This is a genomic window from Micromonospora sp. NPDC003944 (assembly GCF_053605225.1).
Map to the genome: position 1 here is coordinate 41225 of NZ_JBSGIV010000017.1, position 17489 is coordinate 58713.

At 72.9% G+C, this 17489-nt stretch carries 15 protein-coding genes and 1 pseudogene; 5 read left to right on the forward strand and 11 right to left on the reverse strand.

The window, feature by feature from the left end:
* The first annotated feature begins 46 nt into the window (after nucleotides 1-46).
* A complete protein-coding gene (pdxR, locus tag ACWER9_RS11230) occupies nucleotides 47-1519 on the forward strand; it encodes a MocR-like pyridoxine biosynthesis transcription factor PdxR (protein WP_452301707.1) in 1473 nt (490 codons plus the stop codon).
* Nucleotides 1520-1543: 24 nt separating this feature from the next.
* Nucleotides 1544-2254, forward strand: a complete 711-nt coding sequence (locus tag ACWER9_RS11235) for a helix-turn-helix domain-containing protein (RefSeq protein WP_452301708.1) — start codon at nucleotides 1544-1546, stop codon at nucleotides 2252-2254.
* Here ACWER9_RS11235 and ACWER9_RS11240 read toward each other — a convergent pair.
* Nucleotides 2236-2814 (reverse strand): dihydrofolate reductase family protein, encoded by a 579-nt coding sequence (locus tag ACWER9_RS11240; RefSeq protein ID WP_452301709.1) that lies wholly within the window; start codon nucleotides 2812-2814, stop codon nucleotides 2236-2238. The two genes, ACWER9_RS11235 and ACWER9_RS11240, sit on opposite strands and share 19 nt — an antisense overlap.
* Nucleotides 2815-3120: 306 nt before the next feature.
* On the opposite strand from ACWER9_RS11240, the gene ACWER9_RS11245 reads away from it, so the two are divergent.
* Nucleotides 3121-4152 carry an extracellular catalytic domain type 2 short-chain-length polyhydroxyalkanoate depolymerase gene (locus ACWER9_RS11245; protein ID WP_452301710.1) on the forward strand — a complete coding sequence of 344 codons (1032 nt, stop codon included), beginning with the start codon at nucleotides 3121-3123 and terminating at the stop codon, nucleotides 4150-4152.
* A gap of 27 nt (nucleotides 4153-4179) precedes the next feature.
* Here the strand turns inward: ACWER9_RS11245 and ACWER9_RS11250 are convergent, their stop codons facing one another.
* The 10 genes and pseudogenes from ACWER9_RS11250 to ACWER9_RS11295 all read right to left on the reverse strand — a co-directional run bounded on the left by ACWER9_RS11250 (nucleotide 4180) and on the right by ACWER9_RS11295 (nucleotide 15359).
* Nucleotides 4180-5601: a DUF6297 family protein gene (locus tag ACWER9_RS11250; RefSeq protein ID WP_452301711.1), complete on the reverse strand. Its 1422-nt coding sequence runs from the start codon at nucleotides 5599-5601 to the stop codon at nucleotides 4180-4182.
* Nucleotides 5598-6215, reverse strand: a complete 618-nt coding sequence (locus ACWER9_RS11255; RefSeq protein WP_452301712.1) for an ABC transporter ATP-binding protein — start codon at nucleotides 6213-6215, stop codon at nucleotides 5598-5600. Before ACWER9_RS11255 ends, ACWER9_RS11250 begins: the two co-directional genes overlap by 4 nt.
* A 29-nt stretch (nucleotides 6216-6244) precedes the next feature.
* A complete protein-coding gene (locus ACWER9_RS11260) occupies nucleotides 6245-7654 on the reverse strand; it encodes an RNA-guided endonuclease TnpB family protein (RefSeq protein ID WP_452301713.1) in 1410 nt (469 codons plus the stop codon).
* Nucleotides 7651-7812: pseudogene (locus ACWER9_RS11265) on the reverse strand (IS607 family transposase); the annotation flags it as partial. The pseudogene ACWER9_RS11265 and the gene ACWER9_RS11260, both read right to left, overlap by 4 nt.
* 7 nt (nucleotides 7813-7819) lie before the next feature.
* Nucleotides 7820-8098, reverse strand: a complete 279-nt coding sequence (locus ACWER9_RS11270; RefSeq protein ID WP_452301714.1) for a recombinase family protein — start codon at nucleotides 8096-8098, stop codon at nucleotides 7820-7822.
* 140 nt (nucleotides 8099-8238) lie between these two features.
* Complete coding sequence (locus ACWER9_RS11275; protein WP_452301715.1) at nucleotides 8239-10623, reverse strand: hypothetical protein; 2385 nt, start codon at nucleotides 10621-10623, stop codon at nucleotides 8239-8241.
* Nucleotides 10620-12386 (reverse strand): ABC transporter permease, encoded by a 1767-nt coding sequence (locus ACWER9_RS11280; RefSeq protein ID WP_452301716.1) that lies wholly within the window; start codon nucleotides 12384-12386, stop codon nucleotides 10620-10622. The genes ACWER9_RS11275 and ACWER9_RS11280 overlap by 4 nt, the downstream gene beginning before the upstream one ends.
* Nucleotides 12383-13660 (reverse strand): extracellular solute-binding protein, encoded by a 1278-nt coding sequence (locus ACWER9_RS11285; RefSeq protein ID WP_452301717.1) that lies wholly within the window; start codon nucleotides 13658-13660, stop codon nucleotides 12383-12385. Before ACWER9_RS11285 ends, ACWER9_RS11280 begins: the two co-directional genes overlap by 4 nt.
* Nucleotides 13657-14289, reverse strand: coding sequence for an ATP-binding cassette domain-containing protein (locus tag ACWER9_RS11290; RefSeq protein ID WP_452301718.1), 633 nt, complete (start codon nucleotides 14287-14289; stop codon nucleotides 13657-13659). The genes ACWER9_RS11285 and ACWER9_RS11290 overlap by 4 nt, the downstream gene beginning before the upstream one ends.
* A gap of 92 nt (nucleotides 14290-14381) precedes the next feature.
* Complete coding sequence (locus ACWER9_RS11295) at nucleotides 14382-15359, reverse strand: helix-turn-helix transcriptional regulator (protein ID WP_452301719.1); 978 nt, start codon at nucleotides 15357-15359, stop codon at nucleotides 14382-14384.
* A gap of 79 nt (nucleotides 15360-15438) precedes the next feature.
* Here ACWER9_RS11295 and ACWER9_RS11300 point away from each other — a divergent pair, with 79 nt between their 5' ends.
* Complete coding sequence (locus tag ACWER9_RS11300) at nucleotides 15439-15894, forward strand: hypothetical protein (protein WP_452301720.1); 456 nt, start codon at nucleotides 15439-15441, stop codon at nucleotides 15892-15894.
* Nucleotides 15895-15957: 63 nt separating this feature from the next.
* Nucleotides 15958-17466: a flavin-containing monooxygenase gene (locus ACWER9_RS11305; protein ID WP_452301721.1), complete on the forward strand. Its 1509-nt coding sequence runs from the start codon at nucleotides 15958-15960 to the stop codon at nucleotides 17464-17466.
* Nucleotides 17467-17489 lie beyond the last annotated feature (23 nt).

The window sequence follows — 17489 nt, forward strand, 5'->3', positions numbered from 1 at the left end:
AGTCGGCAGGTCTGGCTGCTGCCCACTCTGCTGCCACAATGGTCCGATGGGCAGAGCCAAACCGACGGCATCTGATGGGTCCATATCCGCCGGCTCCGACTTCCTGCACCTGAACATCACCGACGCTGCGCCGGGCGGGCGCGCCGACTGGCTGACCGACCGGTTGCGGCAGGCCATCGCCGAGGGGCGGGTGCCGGTCGGTGACCGACTGCCCCCGACCCGGGTGCTCGCCGCCGACCTCGGTGTCTCTCGGGGCGTGGTCACCGAGGCGTACCAGCGCCTGACCGAGGAGGGGCACGTCGCCGGTCGGGGCCGGGCCGGCACGGTGGTCGTCGCCGCGCCGGCCGCGCCCACACCCACCCCCGCCGCCGCGCCGGCACCGGTGACGACCTTCCCGCCGGCACCGGGCACCGACATCTTCGACGCGGTACGCGCGGCGCCCGCCACCATCGACCTGACGCCCGGCGTACCCGACCTGGCCGCCTTTCCCCGCGCGGACTGGTTGCGCGCCGAACGGACCGTGCTGCGACGGGTCGCCGCGGCCGACCTCGGCTACGGAGATCCGTGTGGCGCGCCCGCGCTGCGCCGGGCCGTCGCCGCCTGGCTGGCCCGCAACCGCGGCATCAGCGTCGACCCCGCCGAGGTGATCGTCGTGGCCGGCGTCTCGCAGGCACTCGGGCTGCTCGCCCAGGCACTCGCCGCTGCCGGCGTCGCCAGGATCGCCGTCGAGGACCCCGGCTCGCTCGGCGTGCGGCAGCACCTCAACAACTGGCGGATGGACACCCCGCCGATCACCGTCGACGACGCCGGGCTGCGGGTCGACGAGTTGACCGCAAGCGGCGCACCGGCCGTGATGCTCACCCCCGCGCACCAGTTCCCGACCGGCGTGGTGCTCGACGGCGACCGCCGCCGCCAGCTCGTCGCCTGGGCGCGGGCCGGCGGTCTGGTCATCGAGGACGACTACGACGCCGAGCACCGCTACGACCGGCCTCCGGTGCCGGCGCTGCGCGGACTCCTGCCCGAGCAGGTCTGCTACGCCGGCAGCGTCTCCAAACTGCTCGCCCCCGCCCTGCGGGTCGGCTGGCTGCTCGTGCCGGCGCGACTGCGCGACGCCGTGGTGGCCGCCAAGCGCAACGCCGACCTGGGCAACGCCGTGCTACCGCAACTGGTGCTGGCGGAGCTGATGACCTCCGGCGCCTTCGAGCGGCATCTGCGGCTGCTGCGCCGTCGACACATCCGCCGCCGGGACGCCATGATCGCCGCGCTGGCCCGCGCGGTGCCGTCGGCGACGGTGCACGGCGCGGCCGCCGGCCTGCACCTGATGATCACGCTGGACGACACTGTGGTCGACACCGACCTGGCGGCGGCGACGCTGGCGCGCGGGGTGAAGGTGCAACCGCTGTCCTGGCACTGCCAGCGGCCCTACCGACCCGGGCTCGTGCTCGGCTACGCGGCCCGGACACCCACCGAGATCGAGGACGGTGTCGCCGCCGTCGCCGCCGCCCTCGGCGCCGGCTAGGACCATCCGGCGTATCCTTCGCCAGTGGGACTGCGCTTCGAGACGCGCGGGTCCGACTCGCCCTGGGTCGACACCGTGTGGACCTGCACGAGCGAGCAGGTCACCGTGATGACCTCCGTCGCGGGGGTGCGGTGGGGCCTGGTGTTCTGGCAACAGGCTGGACGGTCGTACGCGGGCATCACCGGTCCCGAGACCCGCACCGGCAGGGCGCCGGTGCCGGAGGGCGCGACCTTCACCGGCATCGAGTTCGCCGTGGGCACCTCGTTGCGGGCCGTGCCCACGACGGCGCTTGTCGACGGCGGCATTGAACTCCCCGACACCAGGCGCCGGACGTTTCGGCTGGACGGCACGCGTTGGGAGACGCCCGGCCCCGACGACGCCGAAGCCCTGGTCGCCGGGCTCGTCCGGGCCGGGACCGTGGTCGGTGACCCGCTCGTCGCCGAGTTGCTGCGGGGTCACCGCCCGACCGTCTCGGAGCGCACCGTCGAACGCCGGTTCCGCGCCGCGACGGGACTGACGCGCGGCGCGGTCCGGCAGATCGAGCGGGCCCGCCGGGCGGCGGAGCTGCTGGCTGGCGGCGACCCGGTCGCCGACGTGGTCGCCAAGCTCGACTACTTCGACGAGCCGCATCTGGCCCGGGCGCTGCGCTCCTACGTCGGACGCACCGTCCGGCAGTTGCGCGAGGGCAGCGTCGGCGCCATCGCCCTCGACCTGGGTCAGCGCTTGACGTCGTAGATCAACTTGAGGATCCCGTTCGAGTAGCTCTCCGACTCCCGCAGCGTCAGCATGTGCTTCTCTCGGTCGGCCCGGCCGAACAGGCTCTTACCGGCACCGAGCAGCACCGGGAAGACGAGCAGGTTGTACTGGTCGATCAGACCCTCATCGGACAGCCGCCGGGCCAGCTCCGCGCTCCCATGGATGAAAATCGCGCCGCCATCGCCCTGCTTGAGCGCGGCGACGTCCCCGGTCGAGCGCAGGACCGTCGTCGGCCCCCACCCGTCGACGAGCGCGTCGTCGGACAGCGTGCTCGACACCACGTACTTGGGCAGCTCCTTGTAGTCGGCGTGGTCCTCCGAACCGGGCCAGACCCGCGCGAACGCCTCGTAGCTGCGGCGGCCGAACATCAACGCCGTCGTGTCGGCGAGCTCCTCGCCCTTCAGCGACCAGGCCTCCGGGACGAACTCGAGGTCCTTGAACACCCAACCGCCGCTGCGGTGCTCCTCACCCGGCCCGCCGCCGGGCGAGTCGACGACGCCGTCGAGCGACATGAAACCGGTGTAGACCAGGTCCCGCATTGTGTTGTCTCCTCAAGCATGGAAGCGAGCTGCCGGGTACACGCTAGATCGCTGACGTGGCGCTGTCTTGGACGGAAGCGACAGCCGGTCCGAACCTGCCGCCGGATCTGGTGGTGCCGCGATCAGGCTCCGGGGCGCCATGATCGCCGCGCTCGACACCGTCAGCGTCCTGAGCGCCGGGAGTGGGTGCCGGGGACATTCCAGCGGTGGCGGACGTGTCGGTTGCCGTCATACCTGGTGTGGTCTATGTCACGGTAGCTTCGGCGCACGCCGACGCCCCAGTCGGCGCTGCCGAGGAGACCGCCCATGCCCACACCGCTGAAAGCCGCCACCACCCTCGCGGCCGCGCTCCTGCTGATCCTGACCGCGGCGGCACCCGCCCAGGCCGCCAACCCCACCACCGTGCCTCCGGTCTCCGGGTCGCTGAACACCTACAACGTCTCCGGCGTCTATGTTGCCGGCGTCTCCTCCGGTGGCTACATGGCCACCCAACTGCACGTCGCCTACTCGTCCCGGATCAGGGGAGCGGCGGTCTTCGCCGCCGGGCCCTACTACTGCTCCCAGAACACCGTCGCCCAGGCGCTCAACGGCTGCGGCGACAACCGGTATTCGACGAACGTGTCCGCGCTGCAGGCGTACACCCGGACCTGGGCGTCATACGGCTGGGTCGACCCGGTCGGCAACCTCTCCGGCGATCCGGTCTACGTGTTCCACGGCGGAAACGACACCACTGTCAAGAAGTCCGTCACCGACGACCTGGTCCGGTACTACCAGCACTTCGGGGCCAGCGTGCAGTACGACAGCGGCTCCGCCGCCGGTCACTCCTGGGTCACGCCGTACGGCACGCTCGGGTGCGCGGCGACCGCATCGCCGTACCTCAACGACTGCGGTGCGGACCCACAGAACACGCTGCTGCGCAAGCTGCTCGGCGGGGTGAACGCACCGAACACCGGAGGGCTCGGCGGCTCGCTCATCCGGTTCAGCCAGAACACCTTCGCGGTCAACGGCTGGGCCAACGGGTTGAGCATGGACGCCAACGGTTTCGCCTACGTCCCGTCGGCGTGCGCGGCAGGCCAGTCGTGCCGTCTCCTCGTCGCCCTGCACGGCTGCGCGCAGGGCGTCGGCGCGGTGGGCACGGCGTTCGTCGACCGGGCCAACCTCAACCAGTACGCCGACACCAACAACCTGATCGTCCTGTACCCGCAGGCGGGCACCTCCCTCAGCAACCCCAACGGTTGCTGGGACTGGTGGGGCTACCTCGGCGCGACCAACTTCCCGATCAAGGGCGGCGCGCAGGTCGAAACCATCATGAACATGGTCCGCCGGCTGGACGGCTGAGTGCCCCGGGCTGGCCGGGCGAACCGGTCAGCCCAGGAACAGCTGGACGAGGACCAGCACGGCGAGCAGCGCCGGCCCCCGTGACCCCTGACGCATCAGGTCGACCGGGATCATCCCGAACGGTGTGTTCACCGTCGCGCCGCCGTAGTCGATCGGCGGGCGGGTGCCGGCCCGGAACGCGGCGGCCACCACCCCCAACGCCAGCGTCGGCGCCAACCAGGCCGGGCCCGGGTCGACGGTTGGCAGGGTCAGCAACCACCACACGCCCGCGCCGACAGCCGGCACCACCACGTGGATCCCGCGCAGCAGGTTGTCGCTGCCACCGAGCGCCCGGCGCAGCCCGGGTGAGCGACTCACCGACCGCAGACCGCCGGTCAACCGATTGGCGGCGAGGTACGCGAACACCACGTGCGCGGCACCGGCCAACCCGGGCAGGGCCAGCGCGGCAGCGTACTGCACCCCGATCAGCGCCGCCCAGATCAGCACGGCGCTCGGGTGGCGGCGCAACCGGCGTACGTCGGCCTGGAGCAGCGCCCACCAGCCGGGGCCGGGCCGGAACCGGCGGCTGCGGACCCGGCCGATCCGGCGCCAGCGGCGGCTCTCCACCAGACCGGCGAGCAGGCTCGGATCCAGCAGGATCGTGGCCGTAGCGGCGGCGTTGGCGAACTGCGCGCCGGTGGTCAGGGTGGCCCGGTCGACCCGGGGCAGCGCTCGTACCGCCAGGATCACGCCCACACCCACGAGCGGCACCGCAGCGGCGAACAACGCGACGGTCGGCGTCGTCGCCGGCCGCGAGAGCCCGTCGCCGAGGCGACCGACGAGCACCACCAGGGCGGTGATCACGGCCGCCGCCACCATCGGCACCGCCCCGACCAGTGTCGGCCAGCGACGCCCCGACCGGCTGCTCTGGGCGACGACGCTGAGCGCCAGCGCGGCCGCACCCCACCCCGCTCCGGCTGCCGCCGCCCAGCCCAGGGCGGCCGGGTCAGCGACCCCACCGAGCGCCGCCACGGCCACCCCGAGTGCCGCGGTGCCGGCCGCCGAGCCCAGCAGCAACAGGACGAAGCGCGGCGCCAGCCAGGCCCGCCGGTCGATGGGCGCGCTTGTCGCCCAGCTCTGGGTCGCCGGGGTGACGAGCAGCGGCCCGAGCGCGCGCAGGCCCCGCCATGCGAGCCCCGCCCCGGCCAGCAGCGCGGCGGCCGCCAACCACCACCGCACGCCCGGCTCGGCCTGGCCCACCGTGGGGGAGTCCAGCAGGTCACGGCTGGCGCTGATCGCGAACCAGCCGTACATGCCCACGAACAGGACCATGACGTACGCGTCGCCGAGCACGTCACCGAGGGAATGGTCGTGGTGCCGGCTGCGCGCCTTGCGCAGGTGCGTTCGCACCTGCCGGGCGGTCGGCACCCCGACCGGCGTGTCGGCGATCGTGGCCGGCGCGGCGGTCACTTGCCGATCTCGATGCGCTCGTCGACCACCGCGTCGATCAGCTCCGGGTCGTGCGAGGCCAACAGCACGGCGGTGCCCGCCGCCCGTTCCCGCAGGAGCCGGTCGGCGAGCCACTGTCGCCCGCGGACGTCGAGCCGCTGCTCGGGCTCGTCCAGGATCAGCACCCGGCGGGGCCGGACGAAACAGGACGCCAGCGCCAGCCGGCGGCGCTGCCCGCTGGACAACGTCACCGGCAGCTGGTCGCGGGCCGGCTCCAGACCCAGCTCGGCGAGGACCTCCTTGACCGGCTCGGCGTCACCCCCGTGGGCGTACGCGACCAACTCCAGGTGCTCGACCACCGACAGGTCGGGGAAGAAGTCGATGTCGTCCAGGGCGGCCGCCACCAGCGCCCGCACCTGAGGATCGGTCTCGTCGGCCCGGCGGCCCTGAACGAGCACCTCACCCGCGTCCGGCCGGTCAGCGCCGACGACACAGCGCAGCAGGGTCGTCTTGCCGCTGCCGTTCGGGCCCAGCACCACCGCGATCCGGCCCGCCGGGAGCGTGAAGCTCACCTCGTCGAGCACGACCAGGTTGCCGAAGTTGCGACTGAGTCCCCGTACCGAGAGCGCGTCCACGATCACAGAGTCTGCTTCCTTCTTGTTGCTCACACCTGACCGGGGTGAGACTTCCGGATGATTCGCTCTTCGCTCAGCAGGGCTGGGCTGAAGTCCGGGAGCGGCAGTCTGCTCCGGTGGCGATCGGCCCGTGTCTGCACGATCTGCTTCACCAAGTTATGCGGGGTGCGCAGGGTGATGTCGGGGTCACCGTGTCGTTGCAGGACGTTGATCGCGGCGTTCACATCGGCCTGCCACACCACCCCGCACACTGTGCAGTGAAGCCGGTCCCCGGCGCGGCGGCCGAGGCAGCCGCAGCGGTGACAGACTTGTGAGGTGTAGGCGGCGTTGACGTGCACGAGCGCAGAACCTCTGCGCTCCGACACGCTGGCCAGCGCCTCAGCGGTGACTCCTTTGGTCCACGCGGCGAGGCGTCGGTTGGTGTCCCTGCCGAGCGGTTTACGCCCGGCGAAGGTCTTGGTGAGGTCTTCGGCCACGACGACGGTGGCCTTGTCGACGACTCGATGTACAGCGGTGAAGATCTCCGTGCGGACCTGTGCCCGGTGGCGGGCGGCCTGCCGGTCACGCTTGACGGTGCCCAGGTTGTTCTGGCTGATCCGGTCCGCCTTGGCCTGGTCGCCGCGTCGGGCGGCGTTGTTGGCGATCGAACGAAGCTTCGCCCGGCGGCGGTTGCGTTCCTTGGTCCGATCCGACTCTGTTGTCAGTAACCGACTAAGGCGTGCGCCGTGGTGGTTGCCGTCGGAGTCGGTCAGTACCTCCGTGTAGCCTTTGTCCACGCCGATCGTCGCTCCGCCGCACGGACGCTGTGAGGTCTTCATGGTGGCGGCGTCGATCTGGTAGTGGACCTCGACCCGGTCGCCGCGCAGGATCAGCCGCAGCGTGCCCTTCGGCGCGACGGTGGTATTCAGCGGGATAACTACGAGCTGACGCCGCACGAGCCCCGGCACGGCCAGCCACAGAAGGCCGTTGCCGTCGACGTGGGTGTGGTGCTTGTCGGCGCGCACCACGATTTGGTTGTGGGTGTGATTTTGCCCGCGCCGCCAGTGCTTGCGCATCTGCCGGGCCAGGTATGCGTCGCCGGACCATTTGTTGGTCTTGAGCAGCCCCAACAGCCGTCTGCGCGCGGCGGGGTCTGCGGTATGACGCCCAACCGCCCGACGTACCACCGCCTTCGCCGACTCCCGGCTGGCGGTGATATCGGCCATCGCGTCACGGACGGTCTCTTTCCACGCGTTGGCCAGCACCTCGAACCGTCGGTGTGTGCCCTCGGCTAACCACTGGTCGCGGACCTGCCGGTCCGTGAGCCCTGCCCCGGCCACGGAGCCGTAGCGGCGCCATACCTCACTGCGTACCCGCCCGAGTCGCCGGGCCTGCTCGGCCAGCGCACGATACTTGCCGACGTTGAGTCGCTGCGAGTAAGCGATCCGGGTTGTCTTCACCGGGCACCCCCGTTCAAGTCGTCGGTCTTCATCGGCTTCTCGTATCGGCGCAGGCCATGGAGCCGACCTGAGAAACTGTGCACGATCGACAGCAGGTCGGCGACCATCTCTTCCCGCGGTGACAGCGATTCCTGGTTGATCACCAACAGCTCACATCCGGCCACCTCACCTCGTAGCCGAGATAGTCGCAGCCGAGCCGAGCCGAGCCGAGCCGAGCCGAGCCGAGCCGAGCCGGGCCAGCCGGTCCTTGTGGCCGATGGCCAGCGTCGACCCCTGCCCGGCCTTGACTCGGCTCATGACGTTGAGAAGCTTAGGCCGCAGCAAATCCATACCACCGCCGATCTCACTGACCCACTCGTGCACGGCCAGCCCTGGGGCTAGGCAGAACGTCTCCATGGCGGTGTGCTGCGACGCAAGGTCGTCGCGCTGTCCGGCGGAAGACACGCGGAACGACCAATGCGTTCCGCGAACTCCGAAATGCGATAAAACCCGCCCATAATTGGCTCAGCTCGGGAAACAATGAGTAACAAGGCACGTTTAGAGTCCAGTCTCCTAGACCTGTGCCAGCAGCCACCGTGAGTGACCTACGTCACCCGGCTGTCGGCATCGTTGTCCAGTCGGGCGTCGGCGGCGGCCAACCCCTCGGCGTCGGCGACCTCCTCGGCCACCGCCGCCGCGTCCGCCCAGTGCCGCCGCGCGTCGGCCTGGTCGTCGAGCGCGGCGCACGCGTCGCCCAGGTAGAGCAGGGTCCGCGCCAGCCCGGCCGTCGGCCGGGTCTCCTCGCGCAGCCGGCGGCTCTCGGCAAGCAGCTCGTACGCCGTCCGCGCCTGCCCCGGGGTGCTGCTCAGCAGCGTCGCCCCGGCGTTGAGCAGCGCCGTCGCCCGGCTGGTGGGGTCGTTCACCGACTCGTACTCGCGCAGTGCGGCCCGCCACGCCTGGGCGGCGTCCAGGTGCTCGCCGAGCGCCGCGTGCACCAGCACCAGGTTGGTCAGCGCTGCCGCGTACCCGCGTGCGTCACCGACCGACCGGAACGTGTTGGCCGCCCGCACCAGGTGGTGGTGCGCGGTGTCCGGTTCACCCCGGGCCAGCTGCGCCGCCCCCAGGCCGAGGTCGGTGAGGGCGTGCCCGGCGCGGTCGGCACCCGAGCGGTGCCGGCGGGACATCTCCAGGTGCTCCACCGCGTCGTCGAGCTGCCCCAGGTCGAGCAGGGCCAGGCCGAGGTTCATCCGCGCCTGGGCGTTGCCCCGCCGGCCCCGCTCGTTGACGGCGAGGGCGAGTGCCATCACCGCCCCCTGCGGGTCGTGCCGGCGTCGGCGCAGCACGCCCAGCTCGTTGTGGGCCCACCCGGCGATCTCCGGGCGGTCGTCGGCGGTCGGGGTGGCCAGCACGGTACGGCAGACCTGCTCCCACTCGTCGAGGCGCTCGGCGTACGCCAGCCACCCGCACAGCGCCACGGCCAGCCGGAACCACCACCGGCGCACCCGACGGGGCAGCGTCTCCTTCGCGCCGGCCGGCACCCGCACCACCGCCAGCAGCAGCTCCTGGTGCAGGTCGAACCAGCCGTACGGGTCGTCGTCGAGCGGCAGCGACCACTCCCGGTCGGGTGCGGAGCCGAGCACCGCGAGGTTTGCCGCGTGCCGTTCGGCCCGGCGGGCCAGGTGCCGGGTCAGCCGGGCCTGCGCGGCGACCCGGGCCCGGACCGGGTCGGCGTCGCGCAGGTGCAGTCGGGCGCTGCCGGCCAACAGGGGGCGGATCTCGTACCGGTCGCCGGGCGCGCCCACCACGAACGCCGCGGCGGCCAACCGGTCGAGCAGTGCGGTCACCAGATCGGGGTGCCGCCCGGCCAGCGCCGCGATGGTGGGCCGGTCGACCGGGGCGGGGACCAGCGACATCAGCCGGTACAACCGTCGGGCCTGGCGGGGCAACACCCGGTACGCGATGTCCCGTTCGGTGACCAGGCGGGCCGCCGGTGAGACGGGGAGCCGCTGGTGCGGTGGCGTCTGCACCGCCCGGCGCAGCGCGTCCAGCACGTCGGAGTGCCGCCAGCCGTGCTGCGCGGTGCGGTAACCGAGTGCGCGGACCGTCCGCGGCTGCCGCCCGCACAGGTCGACGATGGCGCACACCGCCGGGTCGGTACGCGGGTCGGCGCGTCGGACCCGGGCTGCGGGCGCGGCCCCGCCCGCCGTCGCGAACAGCTCCACCGCCTCGGACGTGCCCGGTTCGGCGACCCAGTGCGCGACCACGCCCGCCAGGCCGACGAGCGCCGGAGGGCCGGCGAGGAGCAGGCGGCAGGTGCGCGCCGTCGGCGGCAACAGAGGCCGGACCTGGTCGGGACGGTCGACATTGTCCAGCACCAGAAGGATCTTGCGACCGTCGAGGTGGCCGCGCAGCGCGTCGGCGGCGACGGCGAGCGCGTCCGGCCGGCCGGAGGTCGGCGGGGTGGTGCCCAGGATCCGGGCCAGCGCGGTGAGCACCTGCCGGGCCGATCGGGGGCGGCCCCGCCGCCGCAGGTCCAGGTAGTACTGCCCGTCCGGGAAGTCTTCCCGGCAGCGGTTCGCGGCCTGCACCGCGATCGCCGAGGTGCCCACCGCGCGTCGGCCCAGGACCGCCACCGCGTGCTCGCGTGCCAGCAGCCCGACCACCGCGTCGACGTGCTCCTCGCGCCCGGTGAACTCGGCCGTGTACGGCAGGGTGGGCGCCCCGGTGGCCGGGATGCTGAGCACCTCCGTCGGCTCGGGGCCGACCTCGCGCCCGGCGCGGCGGCGGCGCACCTCGTACACCACGTAACCCACGACGCCGCCGGAGGCCAGGACGATCGTCGCCGGCCCGAGCACGCTTGCCGCCAGCTCGGAGAGGAGATTGCCGGCCAGGTTGCTGGCCACGTTGGCGAGGATGCTGCCGACCACGCCGCCGATCGCGATGAGCGCCGGCCAGCGCGAGCCGCCGCGCCCACCACCCGGCCCGGTCACCGCACACCGCCGGAGACCAGCCCGGCGACCAGGTGCCGCCGGGACAGGACCACGAGCACCACCGGCAGCACCGAGGCGAGCACCGAGCTGGCGGCCAGCGCGCCACTGTTGCTGACGAAACTGCGGGTCTGTTCGGCCAGGAACGGCCCGAGCGGCGAGGACCCCGACGCGCTGAACAGCCGCCCCACCACCAGGTCGTTCCACACCTGGACGAACTCCAGCACCGAGACCGCCACCACCGCCGACAGGTTGTGCCGGGCCAACCGACGCAGGGTGTGCCACCACCGGCGGCCGCCCAACCGGGCGTCGCGGACCTGCTCGACCGGCAGGTCGGCGAACGCGTTGCGCAGCACCAGCACCGCGAACGGCACCCCCAGCGCGATGTGCACCAGGGCCAGGCCCTGGGCCGTGCCGGAGGAGAGCACCAGACCCAGCACCTCGTTGACCGGCCCGGCGATGACCTGGATCGGCACCACGCTGGCGGCCAGCAGCAGCAGCCCGGTGGCCTGCGCGGCCGGCCCGGTCAACCACGCCAGCGGGTACGCGGCAAGCAACGCGACCACAAGCACCGTGGCGGTCACCGCGGTCGCCAGCAGCAGGGTGAAGCCCAGTGTGCGCCACAGCTCGGTGCCGGTGACCAGGTCGCGGTAGGACTCACCACTCGGCGGCGCGGACCACCAACCGCGCGCGGCGGCGTCCACCCTGCCGTGCGCCGACGTGGCGACAAGCACCGCAAGCGGCACCAGCCAGGCGATCGCGGCGCCCGCGGCGAGCAGCCGGAACACCCGTCGGGGCGGGGCGACCGGCGTGGGCTCCGGTGCCGCCTCGACGCGCGGCGGAGGCCAGGCCTGCCGGACGAAGAGCGCGGCCACCATGATCCCGCCGATCACCGCGACCAGCCACACCACGCCGAGCGCCGCCCCGTCGCCGGTGGTGGTGCCCCCGGACGTCTGCCAGATCCGCAGCGCGAGCACGGAGGCCTCGTCGCGGACCGAGCCGGGGGTCATCACCAGGATGAGGTCGAACGTGCGGCTGGTGCCGACCGCCACCAACGCGAAGACCACCGCGGTGGTGCGGAGCAGCAGGGGCCGCCACTGCGCGTCCCACAGCACGTGGCGACGCTTACCGCCGTAGGCGCGGACCGCGTCGGCGAGACTCGGCGGCACCGCGTCCAGCGCGGAGCGGAACACCAGCACCGCCAACCCGACCCACGCCCAGACGAACGCCGACATCAACGCGACGGTGACCATCCCCGGGCCGAGTATCTGCGGCGCGTCCTCGACCGATCGGCCGGTCAGTCGGGTGGCGACCAGGGTGGCCAGCCCCCGGGTCGGGTCCGGGTCGTACATCAGCCGGAAGGTGACCCCCGTGACGACGAGCGGCAACGCCACCGGCACCAGGAGGATCAACCGGACCAGGCCGCCCTCCTGGGAACGGCGGGACGCCGCGGCGAGCAGATAACCAAGCGCCGTGACCACCGCCGGCACCAGCAGGGCCCAGAGGACCGTACGGCCGACCACCGCGCCGGTGCCCGGGGCGGCGAGCGCGGTCCGGAAGTGCGCCACGCCGACCCAGCGGCCGTCGGTGGTGACGCTCGCGTGCATGGTCCGCAGCACCGGCCACAGCACCAGCCCGCCGAGCAGCACCGCGGCCGGCAGCAGCAGGGCCGACGTCGCCCCCGCCGCCGGGTACGCGCGACCGCGCCGGGCCGGCCCGACGTCGTCGAGGACCGCCAGCTCGCCGAGGACCCGTACCTGGCTCATCGGCCGCCCCCCGTGCTGCGGGCCGCCGCGGCGAGCAGGCCGGTGGCCCGGCGGATCGCCTCGCTGGCGCGGACCCCGTCGGTGATGTCGGCGAAGAAGCCCTGCATGATCCGCCAGATGCCGACCCCGTCCGAGCCGGTGAACGCGCCGGGCAACTGGTCGGAGAGGTCGAAACGGAGGGTGCCGGGTGCGCGCATCTCCTCGGCGAGGCGCTGGCCGACGCGGTCGCGATAGCTGCCGATCGCGACGTTGGTGTTGGGCGACAGGTAGCCGCCGGCACGTAGCCACGGCTGGAACGAGTCGGCCCTGGTGAGCCACTCGACAAGCTCGACCCCGCCCCGGGCGTCGGCGAACGCCACGGCCGCGTCCCCACCGACGATCAGCGGGCCGCCACCCGGCTGGGCGCCCGGGAACCGGAACGTGACAGGTGCCTCCGGGCCGCGCTGGAACGGGTTGGCGACGTCGGCGGTGAAGTCGGCCCCGACGAGCATCACCGCCCGCTTCGTGTGCACCACCTGGATCACCGACTCCTCGTACTGGGTGAGCAGGGCGCGACGGCCACCGCCGACGAACGCCCCGTTGATGCTCCAGAGCCCGGCGAGCCGGTCCAGTGCCTCGCGCACCGCGGCGCCCTGCCAGTCGGCGTCCGGGCGGGCCAGGGTGTGGTAGCTCTCCGGTGCCACGTCGGCCAGGACGTTCTCGAACCAGTCGGTGAGCACCCAGCCGTCCGCGGCGCCGATGGCCAGGGGCGCCGGCCCGCCGTCGCGCCGGGCGAGCGCGCCCAGTTCCTGGGTACGCCGGACCAGCGCGTCCCAGTCGGCCGGCGGCGCGGGCAGCATCGAGGGCAGGTGCCAGACCAGCGACTTGTGCGCCGCCTTGACCCAGACGCCGAAGCGCCGCCCCTCGACCGTCAGCAGCTCGCCCAGCCCGACGGGGACGGCGTACTCGGTGGACCCGCGCACCGGGCTCAACCACCCGCGCTGGGCGTACTCGGTGACCAGGCCGGGGCGCGGCAGGATCGCCACGTCCGGGCTGGTGCCGGCGAGGTGTCGGGCGCGCAGGAACGCGTCGATGTCGTTGCCGGCGCTGACCACCTGCACGGGGGCGGGGTAGCCGGCGACGACCTCGCGGAACCGGTCCAGTTCGCTGGTGCTCCAGACCACCGCGACCTGCACCGACCGGGTCCCGCCGGAGCAGCCGGCGGCAAGCGCGGTGGTGCCGGCGGCGGCGGCGCGCAGCAGCGTACGACGACTCACGCGGGCGTTCGGCGTCATCGGGCGGCCTCGCTCGGCTCGGTGACCAGCTCGTGCCGCACCGGTATCTCGGCCAGGGTGCCCGGGTCGGCGGTGCAGACCAGCACCGCCACCCCGGGAGCGTCCGGTGGCGAGAGCCGGGGCATCAGGTCACCGAGGCGGCTGTCGCCGGCCGAACCGGCCGGCAGGTCGACCACCAGCACCTCGGGCAGGCAGGCCGCCGCCCGGGCGAGCGCCACCCGGAACCGCTGGGCGGCGGAGATCTGGTGCGGCAGCAGGGCGAGGGAGAACGCCAGCTCGAGCCGGTCGACCACGGTGGCCGTCCAGTCGTTGGCCACCTCGTGCACCCGTTCGCGTTTGCGCTGGCCGTACTCGATGTTGCGCCGCACGGTGAGCTGCGGCAGCAGCGCGCCACCGGCCGGCACGTAGCCGATCTGGCGGCGGGGCGGCGGCAGGCCGGTGACGTCCCGCTCGCCGACGAGGACGCGCCCGGTCACCGGCGAGGCCAGCCCGGCCAGCACTCGGGCCACCGCGGTGCCGAACCGGGGCGGCGCCACCAGGGCGGCGAGCGTGCCGGCGGGAACGTCGAGGGTCACCGGCCCGGTGCCGGGGACGGCGACAAGTGCGCGTAGCCGTAACGTGACCCTCACCTCCGGTGACCATCGATGACCGTCCCAGGGTGGCACACCGTGCCGACAACCGACGCACCCGACCCTTCCACTGTGGAGAGGGTCGGGGCTGCTCAGGTGGGGGAGTAGAGCGCGGCGAGCCCGGCCACCGTGGCGGCGAGCCGTTCGCGCAGCGCCGCCGGGGCCAGCACCTCCACGTCGGCGCCGAGGCGCAGCAGCTCACCGTGGGCATGGGTGAGCGACTCGATCGGCAGCACCGCTGTCACCCAACCCCGTGCGTCCGGTGGCCCGGCGCTGGCATCCATCGCGGTCACCACCGGATCGCTGCCGATCTCGCGCAGTCGCTCCCGCCCGGCCGGGGAGAGCCGGACGTGCGCCTCGTCGCGGTGCAGCCGTGCTCGGAACTGCACCACGTGCGCCCGCCACCAGGACGGCAGGTCGAAGTCGGCGGGTCGGTCGAACTCCTGCGCCAGCGGGGTCAGCGCGAGGATCTGGTTGACTCGGTAGGTCGCCGGCGCGCCCCGGCCGGGCTGGTCGGCCACCACGTACCAACGGCCGCCCTTGAGTACCAGGCCGTACGGCTCCAGAACGCGGGTCACCTCGCCGTTCCAGCCGCGGTAGCGCACCTCGACGCGGTGCTGCCGCCACACCGCCTCGGCCGTGCGGGCCAGCTCGGGGGAGGCGTCGCCGTCCGCGTACCACCCGGGAGTGTCCAGGTGGAAGCGTTGTTGCAGTCGGGTCGCCCGGTCACGCAGCGGCGCGGGGAGCGCGGCGTGCAGCTTGAGTTGCAGCGCCGCGACCACGTCGCCGTAGCCCAGCTCGCCGGCGGGGCCGGGCAGCCCGGCGAGGAACAGCCGGTCGGCCTCCTCGGCGGTCAGCCCGGTCAGCCGGGTCCGCCAGCCGTCGACAAGCTGGTAGCCGCCGGCGTGCCCGGCCTCTCCGTAGAGCGGGATGCCAGCGGCGTGCAGCGACTCGACGTCCCGGTAGATGGTGCGGGGAGAGACGGTCAACCGCTCGGCGAGCTGCGCGGCGGTCATCCGCCCGTGCGACTGGAGCAGCAACAGGAGGGAGACAAGTCGAGAAGCCCGCACTCCACTGACACTAGTTGTCAGGAGACCGCCTGTACCGTCCCGGCATGGCATTTCGAGCGGAAGGGCCGGTGGGCCGCTGATGGGCGACTTCGACTTCTTTGTGGGCACCTGGAACGTCGTCAACCGGCGGCTGCGCAAGCGGCTTGTCGGCTCCGACGAGTGGGAGGAGTTTCCGGGGGTGTCGGTGGCGCACGGCTTCTTCGCCGGCGGCGGTCACTTCGACGAGATCACCTTCCCCACCAAGGGTTCCGCCGGCGCCACGGTCCGGATCTTCGACCCGGCCCGGCAGGAGTGGTCGATCTACTGGATGAGCAGCGACACCGGGGTGCTGGGGCAGCCACCGATGGTGGGCCGCTTCGTCGACGGGGTCGGCCGCTTCTACGCCGACGACCAGCACGAGGGGCGTCCCGTCCGGTGCCGGTTCATCTGGTCCGACATCAGCGCCACCACCGCGCGCTGGGAGCAGGCGTTCTCGGTCGACGGCGAGCAGACCTGGGAAACCAACTGGATCATGACCTTCACCCGCTCGCACTAGGGCACTCCCGGCCGTCCGGGTGCGGTGTTAGGGTCCGACCACCGCCCCGGATGGAGGAACCCGATGGCCTCCGACCACGTCGACGTGCTGATCATCGGTGCCGGCCTGTCCGGCATCGGCGCCGCCTGCCACCTGCGTCGTGACTGCCCCGACAAGACGTACGCGGTGCTGGAGGCACGCGACGCCATCGGCGGCACCTGGGACCTGTTCCGCTACCCGGGCATCCGCTCCGACTCGGACATGTTCACCCTCGGCTACTCGTTCAAGCCGTGGACCGCGCCGAAGGCCATCGCCGACGGCACGACCATCCGGGAGTACGTGCGGGAAACCGCCCGGGAGTACGACGTGCCACGGCACATCCGCTTCCGGCACCGGGTGCTGCGCGCCGAGTGGGACAGCGACACCGCCCACTGGACGGTGCACGCCCAGCGCACCGACACCGCCGAAACCGTGGTGCTGACCTGCTCGTTCCTCTTCGCCTGCGCCGGCTACTACCGCTACGACGAGGGTCACACCCCACCCCTGCCCGGCGTCGACGCGTACGCCGGGCGGTTGGTGCACCCGCAGCACTGGCCCGACGACCTCGACCACACCGGCAAGCGGGTGGTGGTGCTCGGCAGCGGGGCCACCGCGGTCACCCTGGTGCCGGCGTTGGCGCGGCGAGCCGCGCACGTGACCATGCTCCAGCGCTCACCGACGTACATCCTGGCGTTGCCGGCCCGCGACCGGCTGGCCGACGCGGTGCGGCGCTGGCTGCCGGCGACGGTCGCGTATTCGGTGGTGCGCGCCAAGAACGTGCTGCTGTCCACCGCCACCTTCCAGCTCAGCCGGCGTGCGCCCGGCCTGGTGCGGCGGGTGCTGCGCCGGGCCGCGCGACGCCGGCTCGCGGTGGGGTACGACGTCGACAGGCACTTCTCACCCCGCTACGACCCCTGGGACCAGCGGCTCTGCGTGTCGCCCGACGGCGACCTGTTCACGGCCGTGCGCGACGGCACCGCGTCGGTGGTCACCGACACCATCGACACCTTCACCGCGCACGGTGTCCGGCTGGCCTCCGGGGTGGAGCTTCCCGCCGACATCGTGGTCACCGCGACCGGGCTCAACCTGCTCGCCCTCGGCGGTCTGACACTGCGCGTGGACGGCGTCGACGTCGACCTGCCGAACACCGTCGCCTACAAGGGCATGATGCTCTCCGGTGTGCCGAACTTCGCGTTGACCCTCGGCTACACCAACGCGTCGTGGACACTCAAGGCCGATCTGGTCGCCGGCTACGTCTGCCGACTGCTGCGGCACCTGGACCGCACCGGCCAGCAGGTCGTGACCCCACTCCCACCGCCCGACGCCGAGCGGGTGCCGCTGATCGACCTGCGCTCGGGCTACGTGCTGCGCGCCGTCGACACGCTGCCCAAGCAGGGTGCGACCGCGCCGTGGCGGTTGCACCAGAACTACCCCCGCGACGTGTTGCTGATGCGGCACGGCCGGCTCACCGACGAGGGGGTGCGGTTCTCCCGCGCCGGCGAGGTGACCGCTCCCCGCAACCCCAGGCGTCCCGTCGCGTCCGAGCGCCGGTGACCCGTCAGCAGAGGAGCAGGAGC

What these genes read in the sequence shown, in the direction of transcription:
- pdxR (WP_452301707.1), top strand. Translation starts at nt 47, where the DNA reads ATGGGCAGAGCCAAACCGACGGCATCTGATGGGTCCATATCCGCCGGC.
- ACWER9_RS11240 (WP_452301709.1), bottom strand. Translation starts at nt 2,814, where the DNA reads ATGCGGGACCTGGTCTACACCGGTTTCATGTCGCTCGACGGCGTCGTC.
- ACWER9_RS11245 (WP_452301710.1), top strand. Translation starts at nt 3,121, where the DNA reads ATGCCCACACCGCTGAAAGCCGCCACCACCCTCGCGGCCGCGCTCCTG.
- ACWER9_RS11280 (WP_452301716.1), bottom strand. Translation starts at nt 12,386, where the DNA reads ATGAGCCAGGTACGGGTCCTCGGCGAGCTGGCGGTCCTCGACGACGTC.
- ACWER9_RS11285 (WP_452301717.1), bottom strand. Translation starts at nt 13,660, where the DNA reads ATGACGCCGAACGCCCGCGTGAGTCGTCGTACGCTGCTGCGCGCCGCC.
- ACWER9_RS11300 (WP_452301720.1), top strand. Translation starts at nt 15,439, where the DNA reads ATGGGCGACTTCGACTTCTTTGTGGGCACCTGGAACGTCGTCAACCGG.
- ACWER9_RS11305 (WP_452301721.1), top strand. Translation starts at nt 15,958, where the DNA reads ATGGCCTCCGACCACGTCGACGTGCTGATCATCGGTGCCGGCCTGTCC.